This is a genomic window from Denitrificimonas caeni (assembly GCF_027498055.1).
GTDB lineage: Bacteria > Pseudomonadota > Gammaproteobacteria > Pseudomonadales > Pseudomonadaceae > Denitrificimonas.
The window spans coordinates 2,486,727-2,504,469 of sequence record NZ_CP114976.1 but is presented as its reverse complement, the minus strand read 5'-3'; the positions used below and the strand labels follow the sequence as shown (position 1 = coordinate 2,504,469).

The window sequence follows — 17,743 nt, the reverse complement described above, 5'->3', positions numbered from 1 at the left end:
CAATGAGTAAGCTAGATCCTGTTGTTATCGTCAGCATGGCACGCACCCCGATGGGTGGTTTTCAAGGGGCTTTGCAGAGTGTAACTGCTCCGGAGCTCGGTGCTGCGGCAATTAAAGCGGCAGTGACCCGTGCGCAATTAGCACCAGAAGCAGTGCAAGAAGTGATGTTTGGCTGCGTCTTGCCGGCGGGTTTAGGCCAGGCTCCGGCGCGCCAGGCAGCGTTAGGCGCAGGGCTGGCAGAACATACGGTGTGCAGCACAGTGAATAAAATGTGCGGCTCGGGCATGCAAACGGTGATTATGGCTCACGATGCTTTGCTGGCTGGTTCAGTGGATGTGGTGGTCGCTGGCGGTATGGAAAGCATGTCTAACGCCCCATATTTACTGGATAAAGCCCGCGGCGGTTACCGGATGGGGCACGGCAAAGTCATTGATCATATGTTTATGGATGGTCTCGAAGATGCCTATGACCGAGGCCGCTTAATGGGCTCTTTTGCCGATGACAGTGCACAAGTCTATGGCTTTAGTCGTGAGCAGCAGGATGACTTTGCCGAGCAGTCACTGCGACGTGCGCAAGCAGCGATTCGTCAGGGTGATTTTGCTGAAGAAATTATCCCAGTGGAGGTGGTTAGCCGTAAGGGCAGTGTGCTGGTCAGTGATGATGAGCAGCCACCTAAAGCCGATATCAGTAAGATCCGCCAACTGCGGCCCGCCTTTAATAAAGACGGCAGTGTCACCGCCGCCAACTCCAGCTCTATTTCTGATGGCGCCGCGGCTCTAGTGCTGATGCGCCAAAGTACCGCGCAAGCCCGTGGTCTCAAACCAGTGGCAGTCATTCATGGCCACAGTGCCTATGCTGCTGCGCCGCACTTATTTACCAGCGCGCCGGTGGGTGCTATTAATAAGCTGCTGGAACGTACTGGGTGGGATTTAGCCCAAGTGGATTTATTTGAAATTAATGAAGCCTTTGCGGTGGTGACTATGATTGCCATGCAGGAGCTGAATTTGCCGGCGGAGAAAGTCAATGTGCACGGTGGTGCCTGTGCTTTAGGCCATCCGATTGGCGCGTCCGGTGCACGTATCTTGGTCACCTTGCTTGCTGCATTAAAGCAAAAACAGCAACGCTTTGGTGTCGCCGCTATTTGTATTGGTGGTGGTGAAGCGACTGCAATTGCGGTTGAAATTCTGCACTAACACCCTAAATGTAAATGCTTGATAGCCTTTACATATCGATGATTGAGGAATTTAAGTAATGTCTAATGCCGTAGAGAAATATCAGAAAGCTCAACACCTGCAATTAACCGATAAGTTGCTTGTGGAAATGCGTGGGCATACTGCTTTGCTGACGTTAAACAGCCCGCCAGCCAATACTTGGGATGCAGAAATGCTCCAGGGCGTGAAGCAGCTGGTAGAACATTTAAATAGCGATAAAGATATTTATGCGTTAGTGATTACCGGCGCAGGCAGTAAGTTTTTCAGTGCTGGCGCAGATTTAAAACTCTTTGCCAGCGGTGATAAAGCTATCGCGCGCAGCATGGCGCGTTACTTTGGTGAAGCCTTTGAAGCACTGAGCAATTACCGTGGTGTCACCATTGCTGCTATTAATGGTTATGCCATGGGTGGCGGTTTGGAGTGTGCCTTAGCTTGTGATATCCGTATTGCTGAAGAACAAGCACAAATGGCCTTGCCGGAAGCTACCGTGGGTTTATTGCCTTGCGCCGGAGGCACACAAAAACTGCCTTGGCTGGTGGGTGAGGGCTGGGCTAAGCGCATGATTCTGTGTGGCGATCGTATCGATGCACAAACCGCTGAGCGCATTGGCTTGGTGGAAGAGGTTGTGGCTACCGGTGAAGCGCTGCATGTTGCTTTGGCTTTGGCAGATAAAGTGGCGCAGCAAAGCCCCGTTGCTGTGCGCAAAATTAAACCGTTAATTCAAGGCGCGCGCACCCACGCTCCAGATCAGTGGTTACCGGCGGAGCGGGAAGCTTTTGTTGATTTATTTGATGCGCAAGATACTAAAGAGGGTGTCAGTGCGTTTTTAGAAAAACGTAAAGCGCAGTGGCAAAACAGCTAATAACACATATTTAGCCTGATAAAACCGCAAATAGATTGCACAGACATTATGTGCGTTTATTTGCGGTTTTTTATTTGCTGCGTAGTTTTTGTACGTTAGCGGTTATCTTGTGCTTGAGTGTTCAAGCAGCAATCAAGCGCAGACTATGGCCACAGCAATAAAAAAGCCGCAAGCGCTGAGGGCGTTGCGGCTTATCCGGGTCTGCGGGAGTTTTAACCCTGTGTGAGTAACTGGCGTAGCTCAATAATCGCTGCGTTAGCGCGGGAGATGTAGTTGGCCATAACCAACGAGTGGTTTGCCAGAACTCCATAACCATCGCCGTTCAACACCATGATGCTCCACAGCGGCTCTTGCGCGGCTTCTAGCTCACGAATGATTTGGCGTACGCTGACAGTGGCGTTTTTCTTAGCAATCACATCAGCAAAATCAATTTCAATGGCGCGTAAAAAGTGTGATAACGCCCAAGCCTGACCGCGGGCTTCATAAAACACGTTATCAATTTGCAGCCATGGGGTTTTCACTACTTCTTCGATATTGGCTTGCGCAGGCGAGCTTCCGTCAACGCTAACGCTGAGCTCTGTGATGTTTTCCATGTTTAAAGGTGCTTTACCTACGCTGGCGGAGAGGCGCTGAGACAGCGAGCCTAAGCGAGTGGCGACATCACCCAGCCAGTTATTAAGGTTATCGGCGCGGGCATAAAACTGCGTGTTGGTGAGGTCAGGATCGCTTAAACGCGCGAGGTAGCGGTCCAAGGATTTAATTGCTGAGCGGTACTCGTCCTCGGTGGCGGGGAGCATCCAGCTTTTATTGTCGAAGTTAAAGCGTGGTTCGGCTTTGGCTAAATCTGCATCTTCAGAAGACTGTGATTGCGAGCGAGCAAAGTCTTTACGCAGTGCTCGGGATAAGTCGCGCACCTGTACCAGTACGCCGTACTCCCAAGAAGGCATGTTGTCTAACCAAATGCCAGGAGGGGCAATATCGTTGCTTAAATAACCACCGGGTTTGTCGAGTAATGTGGAGGCAACTTCTTTTAGGGTAACCACAGTGGTGTAACCAGTGACTAAGGGTTGCTGGGTTTTTTCGGCAGTTTGTTGGGCATACTCTTCAACAGAGAAAAACTCCGGCTCTTGGCTCCAATACCAACCGATAACAATGGTAACCAGTAGGTAAACAGCCAGAACTGTCAGGATAGTGCGACTGAACCAAATACCGCCAAAATAACTTTTAACGTCATCCACTGAGTCGTTAACTTGGTCGCGAGCGTCGCGTGAGCGTTTTTTCCAATTAAGCATGCCGGAACCCTTTTCTTATGCTTGGTGAGCAGCCATAGACCGTGCTGCTTGATGTGTCGAGTGTACTATAAACAATGGCGAGGCTGTAGTGCAGGCTGTCGCTTAAGCTGCACAGAGAACTGATGGAAAAATAAGGATTAGCCACGCAGTTCTCTGCTTAGGGCATAAGGATGTATTGCATTCGTTCCTGTGACAGTTATATTTAGACTTTAGTTAGTGGCGTAATGCTGCTTATGCATAGATAGCTCGGCGTTTCTAAAGGGCTAGTGGAGCGGTAAAAGATGACTGGCACTCAAACGCAAAGTTTGCAGCGTTTAAAACAGCATTTCGCGCAGCGGGTGATCAATCAGGCGCGGCAAGTTTTAGAGCTGTGGCAAAACTTACACAACAGTGAGTGGAGTCGTCAGGATTTAGTCAATATGCGTGATGCCGGGGAGCGTTTACTGCGTCATGCCAAGCGTTTTGAGCAGTTTGCCCACATAGCCATTGCCAAGCAGTTGCTAGAGGTGTTGGCTGCTGTTGAGAGCAACGCTAACCGTTTAAACAGCCATGCCATTGAGAGCATCACACAGTTGCTGCAAGAGTTATTGCAGACTGGCCTGCGTCAGGGGGAAAGTATTGATCAGGTGTTTTTGCCCACTGTGGTGCGCAAACCCATCTACCTTGTGTTGCATTGTGCTGAGCAAGCAGAGTCTTTAGCCCAGCAGTTGCAGTCCTTTTATTTGCAAGTTGAAGTGTTTGCCGATGCCGACACCTTTTTGCAAGCCATGGCGAAGCGTTATCCAGCGGTGATTATTCTGGATGTGGACTTTATTCGTCCAGGTTATGGCTTAGAGCTGGCGCAGCAAGTTAAAAAAGCCCATGACAGCGCTGTACCAGTGTTGTTTTACAGTGAAAATGAAGTGACTGCGCTGACCCGCTTAGCTGCTGTAAGAGCTGGTGGGCAAGCTTTTTCTACCGGCAATTTAGATGCTGCCAATATTTTAGAAAAGATAGAAAGCTGGGTCTCAGTGGTGCATGCCGAGCCTTATCGCGCGCTGGTGGTGGATGATTCAAAAGCGCAAGCAACGTTTACTGAGCGCGTCCTCAATGCGGCAGGCATCATGACCCGTGCCATTACCGATCCGACTCAGGCGTTAACTGAATTATTAGACTTTAATCCAGACTTAATTATCCTCGATATGTATATGCCCGAATGCGACGGCCCTGAGCTGGCCAAAGTGATTCGGCATAATGAGAGGTTTGTTGGCGTGCCGATCATTTACTTATCTGCAGAAGATGATTTAGACAAACAATTGGATGCCATGAGTGAAGGGGCCGATGACTTTTTAATGAAGCCAGTCAAACCTCGGCATTTAGTCGCCACAGTACGCAATCGTGCGGCCCGCGCCCGTCATTTAAAAACGCGCATGGTCTGCGACAGCTTAACCGGCTTATACAATCACACGCATATTTTACAGCTGTTGGAAGATGCCTGTGAGCGCGCGCAAAAGCTGCGAGCGCCGATGTGTTTTGTCATGATCGATATTGATCACTTTAAGCAGGTGAATGATACCTATGGGCACTCGATGGGCGATAAAGTGATTAAAAGCTTGGCGCTATTTTTAAAGCAGCGCTTACGCCGCAGTGACCAGATTGGCCGCTACGGTGGTGAGGAGTTTGCTGTGATTTTGCCAAATACCGAACTGCATTTCGCCGAGAAAATTATCAATGAAATTCGCCTGCGCTTTGCCGCTATACGCTTCCCTGCGCAAGACCAAGAGTTGAGCTGTACCTTTAGTGCCGGTGTGGTGGCCTATGACGGCACACTGGATAGCGCACAGCTGGCCGATTTAGCTGACCAAGCCATGTATAAGGCTAAGCATGCAGGCCGCAATCAAGTGGCCGTACTGTAAAGCCAACTTAGCGATTACTGCCCTTTGGCAACGCGGCGTACATTCTCTAATAGCTGCGCATTAGGGTAACCGTCTGCTGGTAAGCCCTGAGCTTGCTGAAAGCTGCGCACTGCTTGGCGTGAGTTAACGCCGATAATACCGTCGGGCTTGCCGCTATCAAAACCCAATTGATTGAGCAGTGTTTGTAGCTCGGTGCGTTCTTTGCGGCTGAGCATGCGGTCGTGTTTTGGCCAGTTAGTTGCGGGGCTGTAATCACCTTGCAACGCATTGGCGAGTAAGCCAATGGCCAACGCATACGATGATGAGTTGTTGTATTTTAAAATACTGCGAAAGTTATTCAGCAACAAATAGGCTGGACCTTGATAACCGCTAGGCAAGAATAACGTCGCAGTTTGTTGCGCCATCTGTGCAGAACTCATGTCAGTGTCAGCGCTGATGCCTAGCGCCTGCCACTGCGCTAAGGTTTTGCTCTGTACGCCGTCGGCGATGGCATAATCAAAGTTGCGCGGTAACTGCACTGCAAAACCCCAAGTTTGTTGCGGTTGCCAACCGGACTGATTTAAATAGTTGGCCGCGGAAGCAAGGGCATCGGCGCTGGATTGCCAGATGTCACGGCGACCATCACCATCAAAATCAACGGCGTATTGCAGGTAAGTGGTGGGCATAAACTGGGTTTGCCCCATGGCTCCAGCCCAAGAGCCGAGCATACCGTTAATACTGGTATCACCCTCTTGTAAAATATGTAGGGCAGCAATTAACTGACTGCGCCAAAAAGCACTGCGGCGGCCTTCGTAGGCCAAGGTCGCCAGTGAGCGAATTACATTTTTGTCGCCAATTTGTCGGCCAAAGCTGCTTTCCATGCCCCAAACGGCCACTAGAATACTGGAGTCCACTTGATAGCGTGCTTCGATGGCTTGTAAGGTTTTGGCATGCTCGGCCAGCAGGGCTTTGCCACGGGCAACACGCCAAGATGACACTGCACTGTCTAAGTATTCCCAGACCGGACGACTGAATTCGGGTTGGCTCTGATCCGCAGCAATGACCTGTGGGTCTGGGGTAACGCCAGCAAAGGCCTGCTCAAAAACGAGGGGGCTAATGCCTTCATTAATGGCTTGCATACGCAAACCTGCGCGCCAGTCAGCAAAGCTTTGCGCAGTCGCCACAGGCGTAATTTTGGCTGTGCTTGCTGTTGAAATACCAGGCGTCGCTGGCGGAGTTAGAGTGTTCGCACTGGCTTGATTGACATATAGGCCAATGACCATCAATAAGGTAAAAGAGGGTAAGCGCTCAAACATGGGGTATCTCAACGTAGATTAGGGCTCAACTTTAACACGCCAGTTAGTAATATAAAGCGAGTTATTTGGATTATGGGAGAGTCAGTGGCGCAACTTAAGCTGCCAGAAAAAGAAAAGCCTCAGGGCTGTTATACCTTGAGGCTTTTTGGTTGCGGCGATAGCTGCCTTTACCTTTTTTGGGTTGCTCTTGGCGGCTGCGAAACAGCGGTTGAGCAATGATGGATTTAGCTTTGTTTGGGCGCTTCTTAGACCCCTGACTCATGTTTTTCTCCTAACGAGCAGTTGGCTCGTGCTGGTGTTGAGAGCGCTGTGTTTAGCACTCTGAATATTTTACTGCATTGTATGATTATCCGCTGGTTGTTTGTCTAGCACTGTTAAGACCCAGAGCACGACAAAAAGTGCCCTGGGCTGGCAGAAATATCTTAACGCTTAAGCTAAGCGCTTATACCGCACGCGCTTGGGTTGCGCCGCAGCGTCACCTAAGCGAGCTCTGCGGTCGGCTTCGTATTCGGTGTAGTTACCTTCGAAGAAGACAACGCTGGAGTCATCTTCATACGCCAAGATGTGCGTGGCAATACGGTCTAAGAACCAACGGTCGTGGGAGATAACAATGGCGGAGCCTGGGAAGTCCAGTAAGGCTTCTTCTAGGGCGCGTAAGGTTTCTACGTCCAAGTCGTTGGAAGGTTCGTCCAATAACAGTACGTTAGCCCCTTGCTTGAGGGTTAGGGCTAAGTGCAAGCGACCACGTTCACCGCCAGACAGGTCTTTGACCAGTTTTTGCTGGTCAGAGCCTTTAAAGTTAAAACGCCCCACGTAACCGCGCGATGGCACTTCATAGTTGCCTACTTTGATCATGTCGTAGCCGTCAGAAATTTGCTCCCAAACAGTTTTTGAGCCATCCAGCTCATCGCGCTGTTGGTCAACGCTGGCCAGCTTGACGCTTTCGCCGATAATGATTTCGCCAGAGTCGGGCTGCTCAACACCCATGATCATGCGAAACAATGTTGATTTACCGGCTCCGTTACCACCAATTACGCCAACAATGGCGCCTTTGGGTAGAGAGAAGGAGAGGTTATCAATCAGTACGCGATCACCATAGGCTTTGCTGACGCCGTTCACTTCAATGACTTGGTCGCCTAGGCGCTCACCGGCAGGGATGTAAATTTCGTTGGTTTCGCTGCGCTTTTGGAATTCTTGCGACTGCATTTCTTCAAAGCGGGATAGGCGTGCTTTGGATTTGGCTTGTCGGCCTTTGGCTCCTTGGCGCACCCACTCCAGCTCTGCTTTCATGGCTTTATTGTGGGATGACTCTTGTTTGGCTTCTTGGCTGAGGCGTGCGGCTTTGGCTTCGAGCCATTGTGAGTAGTTGCCTTCAAAGGGGATGCCTTGGCCGCGGTCTAGCTCGAGGATCCAACCGGCGACGTTGTCGAGGAAGTAGCGGTCGTGGGTGATGGCTACGACTGTGCCGGTGAAGTCATGTAGGAAGCGCTCGAGCCAAGCGACGGAGTCGGCATCCAAGTGGTTCGTCGGCTCATCCAGCAGCAGCATGTCCGGTGCGGATAATAATAAGCGGCAGAGGGCGACGCGGCGCTTTTCTCCACCGGATAAGTGTTCAATTTTTGCATCCCAAGCGGGTAGGCGTAGGGCGTCGGCGGCAACTTCTAGTTGGCGTTCGATGTTGTGGCCATCGCTGGCTTGGATGATGGCTTCTAGTTTGGCTTGTTCGCTGGCGAGGGCATCAAAGTCGGCATCGGGTTCGGCGTAGGCTGCGTAGACTTCGTCGAGGCGTGTTTGTGCTGCTTTGATTTCGCTGAGGGCTTCTTCAACGATTTCGCGTACGGTTTTTTCTGGGTCAAGCTGTGGTTCTTGTGGTAAGTAGCCGATGTTTAAGCCTGGCATGGCGCGTGCTTCGCCGTTAAATTCGGTGTCTACGCCGGCCATGATGCGCAGTAGGGTGGATTTGCCTGAGCCGTTTAAGCCTAATACGCCAATTTTTGCGCCGGGGAAAAAGGACAGTGAGATGTCTTTTAAAATTTCGCGCTTAGGCGGCACAACTTTGCCGAGGCGATGCATGGTAAAAACGTAAGAACCTGTTTGTCCGCTTTTGTTATCTTTTGACATGGATTACCTGATTAGTTAGGGGGAGGTCGGGGCTTGCTGCGAGTGCGCGTTAAGTCCCTCGTCGAATGCGCTGATTGTAGCGTTTTATAGATAAATTAGCAGCCTTGTCTGGGGCGCCTTGCGCATACGTTGCTTAGTCAGGATCTTTAGTGAATGTCAGAAAAACACAGGGGTGTACGCTGCGCTGCAGCATTGCTGTTTGTCCGTCGATGAACCCATCCGGGGTTCAACTCCGGCGCTGCGCCATCCTTGGCTTCGCTCATCACAGCAACCCTGCAGCACGGGTTAAGCCTATGTATATTTTGCATGATTGCAGTAGCGGTCTGGATAAAAGCGATGAAAGTCTTGCTCTCAGTTATTTCTCACTGCTGCATTTTGAATTGGTTTTGGCGCAAATAGCCAAACAGATTTACTGGTCGGTTGAGATAAATGAGCCGTACTGCGGGCTTGAGCAGTTTGCTGATGGTTAAGCAGCGCCTCGCTGGTGCTGCGGCTAGCGTAGCCATGGACGGCGTAACGCCCGAATGGGGTCAGGATGACCCGTTGAGGGAAGAGCAACATCAGCGAGGTGCGCCTTGCGCATACGTTGCTTAGTCAGGATCTTTAGTGATTATCAGAAAAACACAGGGGTGTACGCTGCGCTGCAGCATCAGCTAGGTGCACCTTGCACATAAATAGATAAAATGGTGCGCAAAGTGCTTCAGAGTAAGAGTTGTGCCGCATAAACTCAGCGTGAGTAAGACTTATTGTCAGAGTGATCGCCTTTCATGTGCCAAGGCCGTTTAGATACTGTAGAATCTCCAGCTTATAACTTTTATTAGCCTTGTTGATTCCATGAGGACCGCTATGTTCAGCCGTGATTTGACTATTGCCCGATATGACGCCGAACTTTTTGATGCGATGGAGAAAGAAGCCCAGCGCCAAGAAGAGCACATTGAGCTGATTGCATCTGAAAACTACACCAGCCCTGCGGTAATGGAGGCACAAGGTTCTGTGCTGACCAATAAATACGCCGAAGGCTACCCAGGAAAGCGCTACTACGGTGGTTGCGAGTACGTCGATATTATTGAACAACTGGCCATTGACCGCGCTAAAGAGCTCTTTGGTGCAGATTACGCCAACGTCCAGCCGCACGCAGGCTCACAAGCCAACGCCGCTGTTTACTTAGCGTTATTGGAAGGTGGCGACACAATTCTTGGCATGAGCCTAGCACACGGCGGTCACTTGACTCACGGTGCGAGCGTCAGCTCCTCAGGTAAACTTTACAACGCCATCCAGTACGGCATTAACGAAGCAGGCTTAATTGACTACGACGAAGTTGAACGCTTGGCTGTAGAGCACAAACCAAAAATGATCGTAGCCGGTTTCTCAGCCTACTCACAGGTTCTCGACTTCCCACGCTTCCGTGAAATTGCCGACAAAGTAGGTGCTTACCTGTTTGTCGACATGGCCCACGTTGCCGGACTGGTTGCTGCCGGTGTTTACCCCAACCCAGTACCATACGCAGACGTGGTCACCACCACTACCCACAAAACCCTACGCGGCCCACGTGGCGGCTTGATTTTAGCCCGCGCTAACGAAACCATTGAGAAAAAACTCAACTCCGCAGTCTTCCCAGGCACCCAAGGTGGCCCACTGGAGCACGTGATTGCTGGTAAAGCAATTTGCTTTAAAGAAGCCCTGCAACCTGAGTTTAAAGAGTATCAAAAACAAGTCATCAAAAATGCCCAAACCATGGCAGACGTATTCATGGAGCGCGGTTTTGATGTGGTATCAGGCGGCACCTTTAACCACCTGTTCCTCGTTTCCCTGATCAAACAAGACATCACCGGTAAAGATGCAGATGCTGCTTTAGGCGAAGCCTTTATTACCGTGAACAAAAACTCCGTACCTAACGATCCACGCTCACCTTTTGTAACCTCAGGTTTGCGCATCGGTACCCCAGCAGTAACCACGCGCGGCTTCAAAGAAGCTGAGTGCCGTGAGTTGGCAGGCTGGATTTGCGACATCCTCGACAACATGGGCGACACCTCCGTGATTGACACGGTACGCGCTAAAGTACAAGCAGTTTGCGCGAAGTTCCCGGTATACGGCAACTAAGAATCTGCTGCAACAAAAAACCCAGCCTAGGCTGGGTTTTTTGTGTCTAGCAAACAGCTGTTAGACTCTTAAGGCAAGTTTGTGCTGTTATAAAAAGCTTGCAACACCTGAACCAGATAGCCTAAATCTTTGCTGCCCGCTAGCTCACGAATTGAGTGCATGGCAAAGGTCGGCACGCCAATATCAATGGTTTGCACACCCAATTGGCCGGCAGTAATGGGACCAATAGTAGAGCCACAACCCATATCACTGCGGGTGACAAAGCTTTGTACCGGCACCTTTGTTTGCTGGCAGAGCAGCTTAAAGAAACTCGAAGTTTCGCTGTTGGTGGCGTAACGCTGGTTGGCGTTAACCTTAATTACCGGCCCCTGATTAAGGAGCGGGCCGTGATTACCATCATGCTTATCCGCATAGTTGGGGTGAATACCGTGGGCGTTATCCGCGGAAATCAGTAAAGAGTGCTGCACACTGCGCACAAAGTCATCTTCGCTAATTAAAATACGGCGCAACACCTGCTCTAAAAATGGGCCGTCAGCGCCACAAGCAGAGTTAGAACCCACTTCCTCGTGATCAGTGCACACCAGAATCTGGCTGTATTGATCATCGCTATTGAGTAGGGCGGTTAAGCCGGCGTAGCACGACAGCAAGTTATCCAAGCGTGCTCCGGCGATAAAGTCTTGCTGCAGACCAATCACTGCTGCCGGTTGGCTGTCATAAAAACACAGCTCATAGTCTAAAACTTCGGCATCTTGAATGCCGTGTTCGCGCTGCAGTTGCTCGGCCAGTAGGCTGCGGAAATCTTGGCTTTCTTCCCCGTGTAGCTGCGCTAGAATCGGCGGCAATTCAGTTTGCGCATTAATCGCCCAGCCGGTATTGGCCTCGCGGTTGAGGTGGATCGCGAGGCTGGGAATCGTGGCAATGGCCTGCTTAAAATCAATTAAGCAGCTTTGTAATTGCTGTTCGTGCTTAAAAGTGACACGTCCCGCCAGTGATAAATCGCGGTCAAACCAAGGGCTCAGTAAAACGCCACCATAGACTTCAACACCCAGCTGCCAATAGCTGTGCGCCGTGAGCTCTGGTTGTGGTTTGACTTTAAGACAGGGGCTGTCAGTGTGCGCACCAACCATGCGAATGCCATGGGCAGCTGGATCGTGTTGGCCCAGTTTAAAAGCAATAATTGAGGAGTCATTACGGGTCACGTAATAGCGCCCCTGTGCCTCTAGCTGCCATGTTTCACGCTCATCTAAAGCGATATAGCCGGCTGCTTGCAGCGCCGCACACATGCTTTGCGTGGCATGAAAAGGGCTGGGTGAGTTGTGTAAAAAATCCAATAAACCCTGACTGGGCGCGTTGTACATGGTAACTCCAGCAATCAAAATAATAATAAAAGCTTAGCATTGTTGGCCGTGCGCGGCGACTTGTGGCATTTGCGTTGAGCGTTCGCGGCCAATGCGCAAGGCTCAGTTGGACGCGGCTGGCGCAATGGGCCACAGCTTGATAGGCGCACCTTGAGCGGGCCAGAGCAGCAATTGCTGATGCTCGGCAAACTGCCAACGTTGCACCTTGGCTAAGGCGGCTAAAAAGCGCTGCTCTTGCTCCATCAATGCTGGTGCACAGAGCTTACGGGTGGTCACAATATTCTCTAGGCTGAAGGTGTTGCCATTCAGTTGGTACTGGGCTGACCAGTTATTACAGCCCGCTAAGCCGGCCACACGTTGCTGATCAACAAAGTTTAAGGTGAGCATGCTGCGGTCAATTAATGGCCGCTCAGCAATCCATTCAACTTGATAGCTGGATGAGCTTCGCAGCTGCATCGGGTTGCCCTGGCTGCTGCAGGCGGTTAAGGTCGCGGCAGCGCAGGCCAGTAAAATGATTTTTTGCATGGTTGCTACCTCTGCAATTGGATAAAAACGCCCTTAGGCTTCAGCTTTTTGACAGCTGCGGCACAGGTGGCGCCCATCACGGTTAATCCAGCCCAGTTCTAATAAGCGTTGTTCGGCAGCCGGTTGCTGAGCTGCTTTACCAAGACTGGCATCCACGGCGAACTCTAAATCCAATAAGCTATTGCAGCCATCGCACTGTACTTGCCAGGAATGAATGGCTAACTCTTTAAAGGCTGGGCCGGTCGCTACAGCGGTCCATTGCCCGGGTGGGTTTATCAGGTGACGGACTTTGCTCACTTGCAGGCGCATACTCAGTGATTTGCTGCCCTTAAGGCTGACATGCAAAATATCACCCACTTGAATGGCGCCGCCAACGCCAGTGACTTGATACTGTCCTGGAATCAGTGCGCGGCACTCGGTTAGGGTGTGCTGCGGGTTGAGTAGGGTGTAACGAAAATCGTGTTCGGCCATGCCGATCTCCAAAAAATAGTAACCACGGTGACGCCAAGCTATTAATCAATGCCCAGCTTTTTTAAACGGTAGCGCAATGAACGGAAGGTTAGGCCCAGACGCTCTGCTGCAGCTGTGCGGTTCCAGCGGGTTTCTTCAAGGGCTTGAGTGATCAGTTTGCGCTCAACCTCTTCTAAGTGCTCTTCAAGGTTATCGATGCTTTCCAGAGCGTGCTGGCTAAGGTCGTTACTAGAGGCGTGCTGTGGGGCTGCTTGCGCTTTTGCTGCGACTGTTGGTTGCGGTGCCGCGCTGGGCATGTGGTTGGTTTTTAAATCATGGGGATGAATAAACTCACCCTCAGCTAAGGTGTAGGCCCGCTCCAAAATATTTTCCAGTTCACGCACGTTGCCGGAAAAAATATAGCCTTGCAGTTTGGCTAAGGCATCTGGGTGTAGGCGCACGGGTAAACCATCGGCACTTAAGCGCGCTAAAATAGAATTGCTCAGTTGCTCAATGTCTTCTGGACGCTCACGCAGCGGCGGTACTAACAGCTCAATCACATTGAGGCGGTAGTATAAGTCTTGACGAAAACGCTCGGCAGCAACTTCATGGGCAAGGTTTTTATGGGTGGCGCTTAAAATGCGTACATCAACCAATTGCTCTTGCTGACTGCCCACAGGGCGAATGGCTTTTTCTTGTAAAGCGCGCAGCAATTTAACTTGCATGGCCAAGGGCAAGTCCGCCACTTCATCGAGAAACAAAGTCCCGCCATGGGCAGCTTGAAATAACCCCGGTTTATCCTCTGTGGCACCACTAAAACTGCCTTTTTTATGGCCAAAAAATTCACTTTCCATCAGTTCTGCAGGAATCGCACCGCAGTTGACTGGAATAAAGGGCTGTTGTGCGCGCCCACCTTGCTGGTGGATTTGCCGTGCGACCAACTCTTTACCACTGCCTGACTCACCGCTGATGTAGACCGGGGCTTGGCTGCGGGCCAGTTTAGCAATTTGGCTGCGCAGTTTTTGCATCGGTAACGAACTGCCTAAGAGTGGGCCTTCAGTCACTGGCGCTGGCGCGGTAGGTTCTTTGCGCAAACGCAAGGCGCTGCTGACCAGTTCCCGTAAACGCACAAGGTCCACAGGCTTGGTAATAAAATCAAAGGCTCCGGCTTTTAAAGCTTGGGTGGCCGTGTCCACGCAACCGTAAGCGGTGATCATGGCAATGGGCGTTTGGCTGTGGTTTTTTTGCACAAACTTAATGATGTCTAGACCCGTGCCGTCTGGTAAGCGCATGTCCGTTAAACAAAGATCGAAAGATTCACGTTCGAGCCATTGGTAAGCCTCTTTGACATTGCAAGCGCTGCGGGTGTGCAGGTTCATGCGGCCAAGAGTGATCTCCAAAAGCTCACGAATATCAGGTTCGTCATCAATGATTAGGGCTGTTTGTTGACTCATAAGTTATGCGCTCAATTTGTGCGGGTGTGCAAAGGTGATTCTAAAGCAGCTGCCGCCGTCGGCACGGGGGCTGTAGTCTAAACGGGCTTGGTTGCTTTCACAGAGCTCTCGGGAAATATACAAGCCAAGCCCCGTGCCTTTGTTTTCCGTAGTGAAAAAAGGCTCGAAGAGGCTGTGCTGGTCGCCTAGTTCAACGCCGGGGCCATCATCTTGCACTTCCAAAGTCGGTAAGTCGGTTTGCGGGTGGCGGTAGAGCAGCAACCAAACCTGACTTTGTGCATGGTTTTTACTGCTGTAGCGCATGCCGTTCTCCACCAGATTCATCAGTACTTGATCCAGTTGGTGCGGGTCCATGCGGGTTTTTAAACCGCGCCCCTTGGTGCTCAGATGCAGGGTTTTATTGGCTGGTGCTTGCTCTCGAAATTCGCTGGCAAAACGGTGCAGCCAATATTTTAAATCCAGCAGTTGTGGCTCGGCATCACGCTGTCGAGACAGCTGCAGGACGTTTTCAATCACGGTATTCATGCGCCGCGATTGATCTTGAATAATTTGTGCTAAGCGCCGGTCTGCGTTGTCCAGTGCCGGGGACTCATGCAGCAGTTGCGCCGCATGGCTAATAGCGCCCAGAGGGTTGCGAATCTCGTGGGCAATACCGGCGGTTAAACGGCCTAATGAGGCAAGTTTAAGCTGCTGGGCGTGTTGATTGAGCTGGGAGTTGTCTTCTAAGAAAATCAAAATTTGTAAGTTGTCATTGTGCTGCAGTCTGACAAAGCTGGCTTGTATTTGGGTGCCGCTGAGTGCCGACTCAAAGGGGCTGGTGCGCAGCGATGGGTTGTTTTGCCATTGCTCGAAAGCAGTAATAAGGGCTGGGAAGTGCGGATCGAGAATGCGGCCGAGGAGTTTTTCCAAGCCCATTAAGGTCAGCGCTGATTGGTTGACCTGTAAGACGCGGTGGTCGGCATCTAAGACAATAATGCCGGTGCGCATCCGCTCAATCACCACAGCGTTGAGTTCTTCTAGGTTCGCTACATCACCAGCGCGCTGCTCGGCAAGGTACTCACTGGCGCGCAAACGGCGGCTGAGACTCTGCACAAAGAACGCTGCAGCAAAACACAGCGAGCCCAAAATACCGGCCTGCATAAATTGATTGCTGGCGGCTGGGTTAGACAGGCTCAAATAAAAGGTCAGGTAAATAATACCTGCAGCAGCTACGGCAGCAATTAAAAAGCCAATGCGTCCACGCAGTAGAATATTGGCCACGGCCACGGCGACAATAATTAAATTGCCAATCCCGCTGGGAGTGCCGCCGGCGGCGTAAAACAATAAACTCAGCTGCGCCACATCATATAAGGCTAAAGCAAATACCGGCAGCAAACGGTCGCTGCGGTGCATGCTGGCAGTAGCAATGATATTGACCGTCAGATAAGTCCAACTGCCATACTTAAACAGCTGAGCGTGAGCAAGGTCGAGTAAGTGGCCATCCACATCGCTCGAGCTGAGCAAAACTAAGGCAAAGCCGATCAGGAGGCGGTAGAGGTGGTAGAGCCGCAGAATACGCTGCCCTTGCTGTCCTGATACAGCAAGGAGCTGTTTAGTCACGGGCTTGCGGGCCTTGCTGGAGGTGTTCGTTGCTGCAATACCAGTTTTGGCCTTTTTGCTGGGCACGTTCTTGCGGCAGGTGCACCTGGCAATGGGCGCAGCGCACCATGGTATGTGTAGCTGGTTGTTGGCTTGTGCTGCTGTTGCGGTTATTAAAGCGACGCCACAACCAAATTCCACCACCAATAATGATGGCCAATAAAATTAAACGGGGTAAGCCCATTGTGTTGCTCCTTGAGCACGCAAATAACGGATGAGTTGCGCTAAGTGTAACTGGTTTTTAGTTGTGCAGTGCCATCCTTGGCGCATGCTTTTAGCGCGATCAGTTGCTGCTTTGCTTGCTCAGCAAGTGCTTGCCCATTTCGCGCATGTCATAGCCGCTTGGCGCCTGATAAACACGCAGGTTAAATTCTGGGGCAATGGCCAGTAAATGGTCAAAAATATCAGACTGAATGCCCTCGAAAACGGTCCAAGCTGTGCTTTTGGTAAAGCAGTAAATTTCGATAGGCAGACCTTCTGGCGTTGGGCTGAGCTGGCGCACCATTAAGGTCATGCCTTCTTGGTGGATGCCTGGGTTGTTGCGGATATAGTGCTCAATATAGGCGCGGAAACTACCGATGTTGGTCAGTTTGCGCGAGTCTAAGGTGTTGCCGTCGCTGGACTTAACATGCACCTCGTTCCATTTGTTGAGCTCGTCGATTTTGTCATCAAAGTAGCCATCTAATAAATTAAAACGCTTTAAGTGCTCAAGCTCGTCTTCAGATAAAAAGTGAATGCTGTGCTGGTCAATGAACAAGCTGCGCTTAATGCGACGGCCACCACTTTCTTGCATACCGCGCCAGTTTTTAAATGAATCACTGATAAAGCGCTTGGTGGGAATGGTGGTGATGGTTTTATCCCAGTTTTGTATTTTTACCGTGTGCAGCGCGATATCAATGACATCACCATCGGCATTGAGTTGCGGCATTTCGATCCAGTCGCCGACGCGGATCATATCCCCTGAGGAAATCTGCACGCTGGCCACCAGTGACAGCAAGGTGTCTTGGAAAATCAACATCAAGACGGCAGCCATGGCACCTAACCCTGACAGCAGGATCAGTGGTGAACGGTCAATCAAGGTGGCGATAATCAGAATACTGGCAATCGCATAAATGATGATTTTAATCACCTGAATGTAGCCTTTAATGGGCTTCAAGTGTGCATCACGGCGACGCATATAGAGCAGGTTGACGATTTCTAATACTGCGCCTAAAGCTAAGGCGATGGTAAGAATAATAAAGCCACCAGCCACGTTTTTAATCACTGTAACCAGTGCTGTGGGGAGACCCGGTACCAAGCCAATACTGGATGAGATAATTAAGGCAGGAACAATATTGGAGAGGCGTTTAATGACCCCGAAGTCTTTTTTCTCAGAGCCACCCATACGTTTTAAAATATTATAAAAACCGCGCACCAAAATATGCTTCACCAGCCAGTTGGCCAGTGCCGCTATGGCGATCAGGGCGATAAAAGCCAGTAGGGTTTCTATTTGTGGGTAGTCCTTGAGCGTGTCGAACCAAGACATAACCTCGCCTTGGATGC

16 protein-coding genes are annotated in these 17,743 nt (G+C 50.9%); 5 read left to right on the top strand and 11 right to left on the bottom strand.

What is annotated here, in order from left to right; translation table 11 throughout:
• Nucleotides 1-2 precede the first annotated feature (2 nt).
• Both O6P33_RS11670 and O6P33_RS11665 read left to right on the top strand, forming a co-directional pair.
• Complete coding sequence (locus O6P33_RS11670; RefSeq protein WP_420094944.1) at nt 3-1,193, top strand: acetyl-CoA C-acyltransferase; 1,191 nt, start codon at nt 3-5, stop codon at nt 1,191-1,193.
• A 58-nt stretch (nt 1,194-1,251) separates the two neighbouring features.
• On the top strand, nt 1,252-2,073 hold the full coding sequence (locus O6P33_RS11665; RefSeq protein ID WP_269817946.1) for an enoyl-CoA hydratase: 822 nt from the start codon (nt 1,252-1,254) through the stop codon (nt 2,071-2,073).
• A gap of 212 nt (nt 2,074-2,285) precedes the next feature.
• Here the strand turns inward: O6P33_RS11665 and O6P33_RS11660 are convergent, their stop codons facing one another.
• On the bottom strand, nt 2,286-3,365 hold the full coding sequence (locus tag O6P33_RS11660; protein WP_269817945.1) for a DUF2333 family protein: 1,080 nt from the start codon (nt 3,363-3,365) through the stop codon (nt 2,286-2,288).
• A 281-nt stretch (nt 3,366-3,646) separates the two neighbouring features.
• Here O6P33_RS11660 and O6P33_RS11655 point away from each other — a divergent pair, with 281 nt between their 5' ends.
• Nucleotides 3,647-5,260, top strand: a complete 1,614-nt coding sequence (locus tag O6P33_RS11655) for a diguanylate cyclase (RefSeq protein WP_269817944.1) — start codon at nt 3,647-3,649, stop codon at nt 5,258-5,260.
• Between the two features lie 14 nt (nt 5,261-5,274).
• On the opposite strand, the gene O6P33_RS11650 is transcribed toward O6P33_RS11655, so the two are convergent.
• The 3 genes from O6P33_RS11650 to ettA form a co-directional block, all read right to left on the bottom strand.
• Nucleotides 5,275-6,555, bottom strand: a complete 1,281-nt coding sequence (locus O6P33_RS11650) for a lytic murein transglycosylase (protein WP_269817943.1) — start codon at nt 6,553-6,555, stop codon at nt 5,275-5,277.
• A 94-nt stretch (nt 6,556-6,649) separates the two neighbouring features.
• Nucleotides 6,650-6,817 (bottom strand): alternative ribosome rescue factor ArfA, encoded by a 168-nt coding sequence (gene arfA, locus O6P33_RS11645; RefSeq protein WP_269817942.1) that lies wholly within the window; start codon nt 6,815-6,817, stop codon nt 6,650-6,652.
• A gap of 167 nt (nt 6,818-6,984) precedes the next feature.
• A complete protein-coding gene (gene ettA, locus O6P33_RS11640; RefSeq protein ID WP_269817941.1) occupies nt 6,985-8,676 on the bottom strand; it encodes an energy-dependent translational throttle protein EttA in 1,692 nt (563 codons plus the stop codon).
• Nucleotides 8,677-8,969: 293 nt separating this feature from the next.
• Between ettA and O6P33_RS11635 the strand changes: the two genes are divergently transcribed.
• Both O6P33_RS11635 and glyA read left to right on the top strand, forming a co-directional pair.
• Nucleotides 8,970-9,146 (top strand): hypothetical protein, encoded by a 177-nt coding sequence (locus O6P33_RS11635; protein WP_269817940.1) that lies wholly within the window; start codon nt 8,970-8,972, stop codon nt 9,144-9,146.
• Between the two features lie 376 nt (nt 9,147-9,522).
• Nucleotides 9,523-10,776: a serine hydroxymethyltransferase gene (glyA, locus tag O6P33_RS11630; RefSeq protein ID WP_269817939.1), complete on the top strand. Its 1,254-nt coding sequence runs from the start codon at nt 9,523-9,525 to the stop codon at nt 10,774-10,776.
• A gap of 68 nt (nt 10,777-10,844) precedes the next feature.
• Here glyA and O6P33_RS11625 read toward each other — a convergent pair whose 3' ends face one another.
• From O6P33_RS11625 to O6P33_RS11595, 7 genes are all read right to left on the bottom strand, one after another.
• Nucleotides 10,845-12,134, bottom strand: coding sequence for a M18 family aminopeptidase (locus tag O6P33_RS11625; RefSeq protein ID WP_269817938.1), 1,290 nt, complete (start codon nt 12,132-12,134; stop codon nt 10,845-10,847).
• A gap of 102 nt (nt 12,135-12,236) precedes the next feature.
• Nucleotides 12,237-12,659, bottom strand: coding sequence for an META domain-containing protein (locus tag O6P33_RS11620; protein ID WP_269817937.1), 423 nt, complete (start codon nt 12,657-12,659; stop codon nt 12,237-12,239).
• A gap of 33 nt (nt 12,660-12,692) precedes the next feature.
• A complete protein-coding gene (locus tag O6P33_RS11615; protein WP_269817936.1) occupies nt 12,693-13,130 on the bottom strand; it encodes a hypothetical protein in 438 nt (145 codons plus the stop codon).
• Nucleotides 13,131-13,171: 41 nt separating this feature from the next.
• A complete protein-coding gene (locus O6P33_RS11610) occupies nt 13,172-14,563 on the bottom strand; it encodes a sigma-54-dependent transcriptional regulator (RefSeq protein WP_269817935.1) in 1,392 nt (463 codons plus the stop codon).
• Nucleotides 14,564-14,566: 3 nt separating this feature from the next.
• Nucleotides 14,567-16,162: a two-component system sensor histidine kinase NtrB gene (locus tag O6P33_RS11605; protein WP_269817934.1), complete on the bottom strand. Its 1,596-nt coding sequence runs from the start codon at nt 16,160-16,162 to the stop codon at nt 14,567-14,569.
• Nucleotides 16,155-16,385 (bottom strand): PP0621 family protein, encoded by a 231-nt coding sequence (locus O6P33_RS11600; protein WP_269817933.1) that lies wholly within the window; start codon nt 16,383-16,385, stop codon nt 16,155-16,157. Before O6P33_RS11600 ends, O6P33_RS11605 begins: the two co-directional genes overlap by 8 nt.
• A gap of 99 nt (nt 16,386-16,484) precedes the next feature.
• On the bottom strand, nt 16,485-17,726 hold the full coding sequence (locus tag O6P33_RS11595; protein ID WP_420094996.1) for a mechanosensitive ion channel family protein: 1,242 nt from the start codon (nt 17,724-17,726) through the stop codon (nt 16,485-16,487).
• Between the last annotated feature and the right edge of the window lie 17 nt (nt 17,727-17,743).

Bases quoted from the DNA above. Each gene is read 5' to 3' on its own strand.
- O6P33_RS11670 (WP_420094944.1), top strand. From the start codon at position 3: ATGAGTAAGCTAGATCCTGTTGTTATCGTCAGCATGGCACGCACCCCG.
- O6P33_RS11665 (WP_269817946.1), top strand. From the start codon at position 1,252: ATGTCTAATGCCGTAGAGAAATATCAGAAAGCTCAACACCTGCAATTA.
- O6P33_RS11660 (WP_269817945.1), bottom strand. From the start codon at position 3,365: ATGCTTAATTGGAAAAAACGCTCACGCGACGCTCGCGACCAAGTTAAC.
- O6P33_RS11655 (WP_269817944.1), top strand. From the start codon at position 3,647: ATGACTGGCACTCAAACGCAAAGTTTGCAGCGTTTAAAACAGCATTTC.
- O6P33_RS11650 (WP_269817943.1), bottom strand. From the start codon at position 6,555: ATGTTTGAGCGCTTACCCTCTTTTACCTTATTGATGGTCATTGGCCTA.
- arfA (WP_269817942.1), bottom strand. From the start codon at position 6,817: ATGAGTCAGGGGTCTAAGAAGCGCCCAAACAAAGCTAAATCCATCATT.
- ettA (WP_269817941.1), bottom strand. From the start codon at position 8,676: ATGTCAAAAGATAACAAAAGCGGACAAACAGGTTCTTACGTTTTTACC.
- O6P33_RS11635 (WP_269817940.1), top strand. From the start codon at position 8,970: ATGTATATTTTGCATGATTGCAGTAGCGGTCTGGATAAAAGCGATGAA.
- glyA (WP_269817939.1), top strand. From the start codon at position 9,523: ATGTTCAGCCGTGATTTGACTATTGCCCGATATGACGCCGAACTTTTT.
- O6P33_RS11625 (WP_269817938.1), bottom strand. From the start codon at position 12,134: ATGTACAACGCGCCCAGTCAGGGTTTATTGGATTTTTTACACAACTCA.
- O6P33_RS11620 (WP_269817937.1), bottom strand. From the start codon at position 12,659: ATGCAAAAAATCATTTTACTGGCCTGCGCTGCCGCGACCTTAACCGCC.
- O6P33_RS11615 (WP_269817936.1), bottom strand. From the start codon at position 13,130: ATGGCCGAACACGATTTTCGTTACACCCTACTCAACCCGCAGCACACC.
- O6P33_RS11610 (WP_269817935.1), bottom strand. From the start codon at position 14,563: ATGAGTCAACAAACAGCCCTAATCATTGATGACGAACCTGATATTCGT.
- O6P33_RS11600 (WP_269817933.1), bottom strand. From the start codon at position 16,385: ATGGGCTTACCCCGTTTAATTTTATTGGCCATCATTATTGGTGGTGGA.
- O6P33_RS11595 (WP_420094996.1), bottom strand. From the start codon at position 17,726: ATGTCTTGGTTCGACACGCTCAAGGACTACCCACAAATAGAAACCCTA.